The organism is Bordetella sp. (assembly GCF_051960075.1).
Taxonomy (GTDB): Bacteria; Pseudomonadota; Gammaproteobacteria; order Burkholderiales; family Burkholderiaceae_B; genus Bordetella.
Genome location: NZ_JBQCER010000052.1, coordinates 1 through 8,176 on the forward strand (window position 1 = coordinate 1; position 8,176 = coordinate 8,176).

General features: G+C 60.0%; 10 protein-coding genes and 1 pseudogene. 8 read left to right on the top strand and 3 right to left on the bottom strand.

From position 1 onward, the window contains the following. The 8 genes from ACTHJ1_RS07500 to fliR form a co-directional block, all read left to right on the top strand. Positions 1-558: flagellar hook-length control protein FliK (locus ACTHJ1_RS07500; RefSeq protein ID WP_440190028.1), on the top strand; the 558-nt coding region annotated here is incomplete at its 5' end. A 143-nt stretch (positions 559-701) separates the two neighbouring features. Further along, a complete protein-coding gene (fliL, locus tag ACTHJ1_RS07505; protein ID WP_440190031.1) occupies positions 702-1,262 on the top strand; it encodes a flagellar basal body-associated protein FliL in 561 nt (186 codons plus the stop codon). A gap of 2 nt (positions 1,263-1,264) precedes the next feature. Next, a complete protein-coding gene (gene fliM / locus ACTHJ1_RS07510) occupies positions 1,265-2,278 on the top strand; it encodes a flagellar motor switch protein FliM (RefSeq protein WP_440190034.1) in 1,014 nt (337 codons plus the stop codon). After that, positions 2,271-2,858 (top strand): flagellar motor switch protein FliN, encoded by a 588-nt coding sequence (gene fliN / locus ACTHJ1_RS07515; RefSeq protein WP_440190037.1) that lies wholly within the window; start codon positions 2,271-2,273, stop codon positions 2,856-2,858. The genes fliM and fliN overlap by 8 nt, the downstream gene beginning before the upstream one ends. Positions 2,859-2,939: 81 nt before the next feature. Further along, a complete protein-coding gene (gene fliO, locus ACTHJ1_RS07520; protein WP_440190040.1) occupies positions 2,940-3,281 on the top strand; it encodes a flagellar biosynthetic protein FliO in 342 nt (113 codons plus the stop codon). A gap of 26 nt (positions 3,282-3,307) precedes the next feature. Then, positions 3,308-4,117: a flagellar type III secretion system pore protein FliP gene (gene fliP, locus ACTHJ1_RS07525; protein ID WP_440190043.1), complete on the top strand. Its 810-nt coding sequence runs from the start codon at positions 3,308-3,310 to the stop codon at positions 4,115-4,117. Positions 4,118-4,136: 19 nt separating this feature from the next. Beyond that, positions 4,137-4,406, top strand: coding sequence for a flagellar biosynthesis protein FliQ (gene fliQ / locus ACTHJ1_RS07530; protein ID WP_330904448.1), 270 nt, complete (start codon positions 4,137-4,139; stop codon positions 4,404-4,406). Positions 4,407-4,440: 34 nt separating this feature from the next. Continuing rightward, the gene (fliR, locus tag ACTHJ1_RS07535; RefSeq protein WP_440190046.1) at positions 4,441-5,229 is read left to right on the top strand and encodes a flagellar biosynthetic protein FliR; all 789 of its coding nucleotides are present in this window, start codon (positions 4,441-4,443) and stop codon (positions 5,227-5,229) included. 69 nt (positions 5,230-5,298) lie between these two features. Here fliR and ACTHJ1_RS07540 read toward each other — a convergent pair whose 3' ends face one another. From ACTHJ1_RS07540 to ACTHJ1_RS07550, 3 genes and pseudogenes are all read right to left on the bottom strand, one after another. Next, positions 5,299-7,020 carry a methyl-accepting chemotaxis protein gene (locus tag ACTHJ1_RS07540; RefSeq protein WP_440190049.1) on the bottom strand — a complete coding sequence of 574 codons (1,722 nt, stop codon included), beginning with the start codon at positions 7,018-7,020 and terminating at the stop codon, positions 5,299-5,301. A 105-nt stretch (positions 7,021-7,125) separates the two neighbouring features. Further along, the gene (locus ACTHJ1_RS07545) at positions 7,126-7,680 is read right to left on the bottom strand and encodes a hypothetical protein (RefSeq protein WP_440190052.1); all 555 of its coding nucleotides are present in this window, start codon (positions 7,678-7,680) and stop codon (positions 7,126-7,128) included. 29 nt (positions 7,681-7,709) lie between these two features. Further along, a pseudogene (locus ACTHJ1_RS07550) lies at positions 7,710-8,176 on the bottom strand (methyl-accepting chemotaxis protein); the annotation flags it as partial.

The following is an 8,176-nucleotide window of genomic DNA, read 5'->3' on the forward strand; positions in this document are numbered from 1 at the left end:
GCGGTGACCGCCGCCCAGGCTGGCGTCAACCTGGCCTCACTGTCGTCGATTTCCTCGACAACGGGCAGCCAATCGGTCACAAGCGCCTCACCCAGTCAGGTTCCGGCCGTGATCAACCTGACTGCTACGCCTGTCGGCTCGGCCCAATGGAACGCCGATCTCGGCCGTCAGATGGTCCTGCTCAGCAGCAACTCGCAGACCGGCAACCAGACGGCCGAATTACGGCTCGATCCGCCCAATCTGGGCCCGCTGCACGTCACGATCAGCCTGACCGACGGCGTTGCCAGCGCCGCGTTCGTATCGGCCCACGCAGTCGTGCGACAGGCACTGGAATCGGCCATGCCGCAGTTGCAAACCGCCTTCGAGCAGGCCGGCCTGTCGCTGGGCCAGACCAGCGTCGGCGATCAAAACACGCAATCCTCGCAGCAACAGGCTTCGAGTGATCAATCGGGTCGATCCTCCTCGATTCAGGCGGTCGACGGCAACAATACCGCGGCAGCCGTGCTGCGGGTTTCGGCCACACGAGACGCCAATGCCCTGGTAGATACCTTTGTCTGACAAAATGTGTCCCGTAATAGCCTGAGCTACCCCGCTTTCGACCTGTTTATCGCGTGCCTTGGCGTCGCAGATTTCGGGCAGAATGCTTCCATCCATCCGTATCGGTTCAGTTCCCGCCCGTACCCATACGCACTTAAAACCCGATGGCCACGACAATCAAATCTCCTCCCAAGCTTGCTGGCTCCTCCTCTGGTGGCCTGAGCCGTATCATCCGTCCGCTGATCTGGCTGCTGATTCTGCTCATCGTCGCTGCGTTGTGCATCACCGGCACATGGTTCTACCTGCATTGGCAGTCCAGCCGCCAGCTCAACCCGCTGCAGCAGGCGGTAGGCCAATCCTCGCAGCCCGCCACGGTTCAGTACACCAAGCCTGCTCCGGTTCAGGTTCCCGCGCCTATCTTCACAAAACTCGAGCCTTTCACGGTCATGCTCGAGAGCAAGGACTCGGAGCGCATGCTGTTCCTGGGCATCACTCTGCGCCTTGGCGATCAACAATCGAGCGATCGCATCGAAAAGTACATGCCAGAGGTTCGCAGCCGCATCCTGATGATTCTGTCCTCCCTGACCCCCCAGGACGTCATGACGCCTGATGGCAAAGCCAAGCTGGTCAAGGAAATCACGGCTGCCGTCAGCAAACCTTTTGCGCCCATTCCCGACGGGCAGAATGTTTCCGGGGTTCTCTTTACGGATTTCGTGGTGCAATAAGCATGGCCTATGAGGCGTTTCTTTCCCAGGATGAAGTCGATGCCTTGCTCGCCGGCGTTACCGGCGAGGAGCAAAGCAGTGCTCCGGCCGTCGACAGCGAACCGCCGGGAACCCGTGCTTACGATCTGAGCTCGCCGGAACGCGTCGTGCGTCGGCGCATGCAGACGCTGGAGCTCATCAACGAGCGCTTCGCACGTCATCTACGCACGGTGCTGCTCAACTTCATGCGCCGCAGCGCCGACATCACGGTCAGCTCCATCCGCATCCAGAAGTACGCCGATTTCGAACGCAATATCCCGGTTCCCAGCAACCTCAACATGGTGCAGCTGCGCCCTTTGCGCGGCACAGCCATGCTGTCGTACGACGCGAGCCTGGTGTTCCTGGTTGTCGACAGCCTGTTCGGTGGCGACGGGCGCTATCACATGCGCGTGGAAGGCCGCGATTTCACCAGCACCGAGCAACGCATCATCCGGCGCCTGCTCAACCTCACGCTCGACAGCTACGGCCGCGCCTGGGAATCGGTCTATCCCATCGAATTCGAATATGTCCGCTCCGAGACGCACACCAAGTTCGCCAACATTACCGGCGGCAACGAGGTGGTGGTCATTTCCCATTTCCGTATCGAATTCGGCGCGCAGGGCGGCGATCTGAACATTTGCCTGCCCTACTCGATGATCGAGCCCATCCGCGACATCCTCACCCGTCCGATGCAGGAAACCGCGCTAGAGGAAGTCGATCAGCGCTGGACACATCAATTGACGCGTCAGGTGCGCAGCGCCGATATTGACCTGAACGCCGAATTCGTCAGCATTCCCTCCAGCGTGCGCGAGCTGCTGGCCATGAAAGTCGGCGACGTAATACCCATCGAAGTACCCGAGTCCATTATCGTCAACGCCAACGGCGTGCCGCTCCTGGAGTGCGGCTACGGCGTCTTCAATGGACAGTACGCCCTGCGCGTGCAGAACACGATTCAACACGACGATTCCGATATCAACGAGGCCTTAAAACATGGCTGATCAAAACGACCAGTCCGATAAACCTGACGAGACTCCGTCGCCTTCATCGGGCACCGACGACTGGGCTGAGGCTTTTGCCGAGCAAGCCGCGGGCACGCCGGCCCAGCCTGCCGCTTCCGCCGCAGACGATTGGTCGGCAGCTCTCGCCGAACAGGCCCGTTCCGTGCCGCCCACCCAGGCAGACGGACTGCGCGCAAGCGCCGAGACTACGCCAGCGCCGCCAGCGCCCGCAGCTTCGGCTCCTGCCGCCCAGCCCGCTGCGCAATCCCTATTCAAGCCGCTTGCCGGCGGAGAAGGCGCTTCTGCCAGCGGCACCGATATCGACCTGATCATGGACGTCCCCGTCCAGCTGACCGTCGAGCTGGGCCGCACGCGCCTGACCATCAAGAATTTGCTCCAACTGGGTCAGGGTTCCATTGTCGAACTCGAAGCGCTGGCTGGCGAACCCATGGACATCTTCGTCAACGGCTATCTCATTGCTCAGGGTGAAGTCGTCGTGGTCGAAGAAAAATACGGCATCCGTCTGACCGACATCATTACGCCGTCCGAACGCCTGAATCGCCTTAACAGCCGGCGTTAAGATGACGACCCTAGCGCCCATTGCATCCACGAACTGCGCAGAAAGCCTCGGTCTTCTCCGTGCGGCGCTGCAAAGGCTCGCATGATGCAAGACGCCGTACTGCGTACTACGCTGGGCCTGATTCTGGTCGTAGCGGTGATCCTCGTGATGGCCTGGATGGCGCGACGCAGCGGCCTTGCTGGCCGCCAGGGCGGCGGCACAGGCTTGAAACTCATTTCCCGCTTGTCGCTGGGTCCGCGCCAGAACGTGCTGGTCGTGCAGACGCAGGACACTTGGCTGGTGCTGGGTCAGACCACCACCAACATCACTCTCCTGCACACCATGCCGGCGCAAGCGGCGCCTGAAGCCCCTGCGCAGGGGCCTCGTTCTGAATTTTCTCAGGCATTGGCCGCAAAGCTCGGCAAAGCGCTCAAGCGCCCCTGAGCCGCCGTCCGTTCCCATTCATCGCCATGCTGCCTGATTTTTCACGTTACGGCCCGCTCGCTTCGCCGTTGAAACCGCGCCGGCGACCGACATGGCTGCGCTATGCCCTCCTGGCGCTGATCGGCCTGGTGCTTTTCCCCGGCACCACCCTGGCTCAGGCCACCCTACCTGCGCTGACAGCCACGTCAGGCCCCGGCGGCGCGCAGACATACTCGCTCAGCATGCAAACCCTGCTGCTGATGACCTCGCTGACATTTCTGCCCGCAGCGCTGCTGATGATGACCAGTTTCACCCGCATCATCATCGTGCTGGGGTTTTTGCGCACGGCCATGGGCACACAGTCCACGCCGCCCAATCTGGTGTTGCTGGGCATGGCACTGTTTCTGACTTTCTACACCATGTCGCCGGTGCTCAACCAAATCTACACCGACGCGTACAAACCGTTATCGAACAACACCATCTCTTTCGAGACCGCGGTGGACCGCGGCAGTGTTCCACTACGCACATTCATGCTGCATCAGACGCGCGAGACGGATTTGAGGCTGTTCGCCGATCTAGCCAAAACGCCCGCGCTCAACGATCCGAGCCAGACGCCCATGAGCATCCTGGTCCCGGCCTTTGTCACCAGTGAACTCAAGACCGCATTCCAGATAGGCTTCACCATCTTCATCCCTTTTCTCATCATTGACATGGTGGTGGCCAGTACGCTCATGGCACTGGGCATGATGATGGTGCCGCCCGCCACAGTCTCCCTGCCCTTCAAGCTTATGCTTTTCGTGCTGGCCGACGGCTGGCACCTGCTGATGGGCTCGCTGGCCAAAAGCTTCTATCAATGAATTTCGGGAAGACATTGCGATGACCGCCGAAACCGTCATGACGCTGGCCTACCAGGCCATGAAAGTCGCGTTGGCCATGGCGACCCCGCTCTTGCTCATCAGCCTGGTCGTGGGTCTTGTGATCAGCGTGTTCCAGGCTGCCACACAGATTAACGAAATGACGCTGTCATTTATTCCGAAGTTGTTGGCTATCTGCGTGGGCTTGGTGGTGCTCGGCCCTTGGCTCCTTAGCCTGATGGTCGACTACCTGCGCCAGATCATCACCCAGATCCCCTCGCTGGTCTCCTGATCCGACAGACCGGCCGCGCCCGCACGATCGCGCCATGATCTCCTTTACCATGGACCAGCTCAACGGCTGGATAGGCCAATTTCTCTGGCCGTTCATGCGGCTGACCGGACTTATCCTGGTCGCCCCCATCTTCTCCCACAGAGCCGTACCCAATCTGTTCAAGATCGGTCTGGCATTTCTGTTGACGGTAGCCATCGCCCCTGCGATCAGCCACATCCCTCACATCGACATCAACTCCTGGGAAGCGCTGCTGGTGGTTGCAGAGCAAACGGTCATAGGCTTGGCCATGGGTTTTGTCATGCAGATCATCTTCACCGCGGTTGAAACCGGCGGCGAATTCATCGGCCTGCAAATGGGGCTGTCTTTCGCCCAAATTTTCGACCCGGCCAATGGTGCCAATACCGCAGTGCTATCGCAGTTTCTGAGCATCATCACGATCATGCTGTTCCTGGCCTTCGATGGCCATCTGTTGATATTGTCTGCGCTCGTTCACAGTTTCGACATCCTGCCTATCGGTCTGGGCGCTTTGGATCGCAACGGCTGGAGCGTGATCGTCCAATGGGGTGCCGCCATTTTTTCATATGGGCTGCTGCTGTCCCTGCCCCTGATCTGCGCCCTGCTCGTCATGAATCTGTCCTTGGGCATTCTGAACCGTGCCGCGCCGCAGCTGACCGTATTCTCGATAGGTTTTCCGGTTACGCTGATCTCCGGCTTATTGCTCCTGACCAGTGTCCTGCCGCATTCGGGGTCTTATTTCGAAGCCCTGTTCCAACAAGGCTTCGAAACCCTGGACCACCTGCTCTCAGGGCTGGCAGGCCATTAAAAACAAAGCATAAAAAACGGGCCAGATCGTGCGACCTGGCCCGTTTTCTTGTGTTGCCTTGTTTGTGCGCTACACCGCCAGAATCGGGGCCTGGCCTTGCGGCAATGACGGCGAAGGCATGTCGATCACTTCGCCCGTGGCGAGCTTGAATATCGCAACGGCTTCAGCCAGCTTGCCGGACTGGTCCTGCAAGGAGCTCGCCGCGGCGGCGGCCTGTTCTACCAGCGCCGCGTTCTGCTGCGTGGTCTCGTCCATCTGCGTCACGGCCCGATTGACCTGATCGATACCGCGTGCCTGCTCTTCAGAGGCCGCCGATATCTCGCCCATGATGTCGGTCACGCGCTTGACCGAAGCGACGATCTCCTGCATGGTCGCGCCTGCCCGCTCCACCTGACCCGAACCCATCGTCACTTTGCCCACCGAGTCTTCGATCAGCAGCTTGATCTCTTTGGCCGCTTGCGCGCTACGCTGCGCCAGGCTGCGCACTTCGCCTGCCACCACCGCGAAGCCTTTGCCTTGTTCGCCGGCGCGCGCTGCCTCTACCGCCGCGTTCAACGCCAGAATGTTGGTCTGGAAGGCGATGCCATCGATCACCGACACAATCTCGGAAATTTTGTGCGAGCTGGTCGAAATGGCCTGCATGGTGCCGATCACCTCCGATACGGCCGTCCCGCCGCGCACTGCCACTTCCGAGGCGCTGGCTGCCAATTGATTGGCCTGGCGCGCGTTCTCGGCGTTCTGCTTCACAGTCGAAGCCAACTCCTGCATCGAGGCTGCGGTCTGCTCCAGCGAAGCCGCTTGCTGTTCGGTGCGGGAAGACAGGTCCGCATTGCCGGAAGCGATTTCTTTCGAGCCGGAGTCGATTTCTTCCACGCCACGGCGCACTGACGCCACGGTACGGATCAGACTTTCCTGCATGCGCTTAAAGCCCGAGTACAGCACTGTGATTTCATTGCGGCCGCGCACAGGAACCTTGCTCGTCAGATCGCCTTCGGCCACTTTATTGAAGAGTTGGCCTGCCGACACCAGCGGTTTTACAACCAAGCTATTGAAAATCCCTCGTGCCAGCAAAGCCAGGATCAGTGACAGGAGAATCGAAACACCCACTGCAATCAGTCCTTTGCGCAATTCCATTGCGGATTGCTTTTTCAGAACTGCTTGCCGCTCTTCGATATAGTGGCTGAAATTGAGGATGGCCTGGATGAACGCGGCGCTGCGTGGCGTACCGTATTGATCGTTCACCATATAGAAGGTGGAAAAATCCTGCTTGCTCAGGGCGTCGGTCATGGTATCCACGCCGTCGTCGATGTAAGCGCGGTAGCGACGCATCAAATCCACGGAAAGCTGATGCCCGGTGTCATCCTGCAGCATGTTCCGCTGGAATGCGCCGAAGCTCTTGCGAACGCCATCCAGCAGAGTCGTTGCCTCGCTCAGAGCTTTCTTGCCGCCGGCCGTGGAATTATCGGTGCCGCCCCAACCTGCTTCCTGCAAATAACGGGCTGCTACCATCAGACCAACGCGGGCACGCAGCATATCGCTGTTGATGGTGGTCACCGTACGCTCGCGCGCCATCAGGTCGCCGATCTCCTGCACCGACTTGTAGTTTTGCTGCAAGTAGTAGGCGCCTAGCCCGCCAACGCTCACCACCAGCAGAAAAAACAACGCCATGATAAAGAGCAGCAAGGTTCCAACATGGATATTGCGTAAGCTCACACCCTGCGATGCGGCGCGCTGAGAAGCAGGCTTGGCGCGAAGTTTCTTGTTCCCCTTGCTGTTCGACTCGGTAGTCACAACATCTCCTTTTCAAGATCGCGCGGTTATTGATCCGCTATTTGCAAAATCGTCGCTCATCGCGCACAAGGCCTGTGCGTCCGAGCCGGATGCTACAAGTAAGATTCACTGCACTGCTGCGGGCGCTGCCGGGACGGGTATTGTGTACGTCTGCAGGCTATCCATGCCCGGCGGCGGCCCGGCGACGCCGGATCCCAAATTTGGACTTGGGACTGCCGTTACGCCGCTGCCACCGCTAGAAACAGGCTGCGCTTGTGGCGCTACAGGTTGAACTTCAGGTGCAGGCTGAGCAGGAGGCGCGGGCGGCGGAACGCCTCCGGACAGCTTCTGCTGTGTCGCGGAGGAGAGCGGCAAATTGGTGCCATCCACCAAGCGGATAAGACGCCCATCCGGACCGAACAGCAACATGGCTTCCTGAGTGGCGTAAACACCGTCCACGAACACGGTAACATGGAAGCGCCAAAACGCCAGTGTCGTGCCGTCGCTCTGCGGATAGATCCTATCCGGTGGCGCATTGAGCATATAGACGGCTTGCGCCATGGTAGTCTGCCCAGGCGTCATATCCGCCAGCGCGGCAGAATTGAAACCGTGCCCGGTTGCGACGCACCCTGCCAGAACCAGCAGCATCGCGACGACAAGCGCCTTCAAGCCATGAATCATCGCACCACCTCGATACGCCACACTCGCACTTAGAAAGACTCCCAATCATCCGCATCTGCAGCAGCCGCTTTACGCGATGTACGCGGCTGATCCTGCAGCTTGTCGGCAGCAGGACGCGACCTGGCATCCAGGCGCCTGTCGGCCCCCTTGGAAGACACATCGACTATCGCCACAGGCGGCGCCGACGTCGCCGATGCGCGCGTAGCGGCACGCGGTGCGGCATGCACCGCAGACGGGCGCGAACTGGCCAACTGCTTGGCCTGCATGTCGATCACTTCGCCAGACTGGATCTTGAATACGGACACAGCTTCCGCCAGATTTCGGGCCTGCTCTTCCAGCGAGCCCGCAGCCGCGGCAGCCTGCTCCACCAGAGCGGCATTCTGCTGCGTGGTCTCGTCCATCTGCGTCACCGCCAGGTTCACCTGATCGATGCCGCTGGACTGCTCCTCCGAAGCCGCCGAAATCTCGCCCATGATGTCCGTCACCCGTTTGACCG